General features: G+C 27.6%; 2 protein-coding genes. One reads left to right on the forward strand and one right to left on the reverse strand.

Annotated elements, in window-relative coordinates:
* Window positions 1-735: 735 nt before the first annotated feature.
* Complete coding sequence (locus RZN25_18265) at window positions 736-1,431, forward strand: DUF5677 domain-containing protein (protein ID MEQ6378748.1); 696 nt, start codon at window positions 736-738, stop codon at window positions 1,429-1,431.
* 414 nt (window positions 1,432-1,845) lie between these two features.
* Here RZN25_18265 and RZN25_18270 read toward each other — a convergent pair whose 3' ends face one another.
* Window positions 1,846-1,974, reverse strand: coding sequence for a hypothetical protein (locus RZN25_18270; protein ID MEQ6378749.1), 129 nt, complete (start codon window positions 1,972-1,974; stop codon window positions 1,846-1,848).
* Between the last annotated feature and the right edge of the window lie 82 nt (window positions 1,975-2,056).

Genomic DNA, 2,056 nt, shown 5'->3' on the forward strand with positions numbered 1-2,056 from the left:
CCCTACCACGTCTGGAGAATATAGGTGGGGGAATTTTAAATGACTATGTGGGGGAATTTTCACTTGACAATTACATCCAATGTTCTAACTAACTCGGGAACTGTTGAATTAATATACTTCTTAGCAATTCCAATATTTGTTTCTTTAGGTTGTTGTTCGGCACTGATAACTAATGGAAATAAAAAAGATACTGAAGTTACAAAAATAATAAAACTCAGGATAACTTTTTTCATAATACTGGATCATCTTCCATTTTTTATTTAATGTGTTCAGTATTATATTTCTTGAAAAATATTAAAATTCCTTCTATTTTTGTAAATTTTTATAAATTATGTTAATTGCTAATAAAAGATGATAAACTAATCATGAGAGAAGACTGTAAAATAAATTATGAGGTGATAAATATGAGAAAAATGATTTCTTTATTTTTTTTGATTGCTTTTTTTATAGCTTTCACAGTTAGTGAATTCCAGTTTAATATTAAATTTTTATCTTATACTTTATTGTTTTTACTTATGTTATCCATAATGTATTTAATCTTTGTCTACGGAAGAAGGTTATTGATACTAATCAATAGAGAAAAAAAGTAATTAGCTTTAGTGTTATTAAACTCTATATACTAATAGAAAACCTAAAACAAAAAATGGTAATTCTGCCGAACAAGTATTTAACAACGTAATAGAAAAGTACTTTAAAGTAGAAGGTAAAAATCGAGAATTCAATTTAACAGATGCAGTGATATTAGGTCTTTTAGAAAACCTAATTAATCACTCGAAGTCAATGCTTATTCTTTTAATGCAAAAACACCACGTTTCCATAGATACAATTCTAAGAACAATTTTTGAGAATTACGTTTACTTAAAGTTTGTGTTAGAAAAAGATACTGATAAGCGAGCAAAATCTTATGGTTGTTCCACAAAACTTAAAGAAATTCAATTGATGGATAATTTAGCTGAAGACAGCCTAAGAGGACACTCCCTCAGAGAATTTCTAAAAATTAAAAAAGATGATGTTTCGAAACTATCTAAAGAAATGTCAGAAACATATAAGGAAAGAGTAATAGATCAATATCTAAATGAACTTGGGATGAAACGCTTAGAACAAAAATGGTATAACCTCAATCAAAATACAAAAACCCTCAAAAAACTATGTGAAGATTTAGACTTAACTGTGGAGTATGAGTTAATTTATTCTATTCTTTCAACAGAAACACATGCAAAAGACGCAATACAACGTTTCTTTTTTGAAAAAAATTATATAAGAATTCTGGAAGTTATGAAAAATGAGCTATTATATGTTTCGATGGCAGGACTTTATCTCATCGAATCTGTAAGATTGATATATACTTATTATAACTTAAAAAAATGTTTAACTAACTTCAACGCATTAATAGCAATCAATGATAAATTCAGAAAAGCAGCAAAGCGATAAGTAACATCCCTTTAATTAGAGGGGAACTCCTTATTTAAAGAATCATTCTAGCTAGTAACAGGAACACGCTATTGTGGGATATATATTTTCAAATAAAATAATAGTAAAGGCGCACCTCCTATAAAGGGCATGCGCCAGGCAGTTGAATATACATTTTGAAGAACAGTAGACTTATTCTACGTAAAGAGATAAAATAATTCCTTTTTAAATTAATGTACTTCTTACTTAAGTAGTTTCAAAGGGCTGATAGAACATTAAATAAACACTTTGGTCTTATTATTAATATAAGAAATTATTTTTGATAATGCTAAGGTTTGATTCACCAACTGATTATGAATTATCTCAACTTGGTCCCTAAAATCATTAGTTAAATGATGATAATAACATAGTTCAAAAAGTCCTTCATTTATATTATCAATTTTCATCTTTTTTATAAAAATCTTTAATGGAAAAAGTTCCATATTCTCCGGATGGTATTTCGTCTTCTCTAAGTACATCAAACCTTATATCTTCTATATTTGCTTCTGGAAAGTTACCTTCCATAATTAAAAGTATCCTTCTAAAAGAAAAACCATTTTTATTTAGATAAATGATTATCCCACTAGCTCAGAATAAGTAATAGTGC

Source organism: Bacillaceae bacterium S4-13-56 (assembly GCA_040191315.1).
In the GTDB taxonomy this organism is placed as follows: domain Bacteria; phylum Bacillota; class Bacilli; order Bacillales; family JAWJLM01; genus JAWJLM01.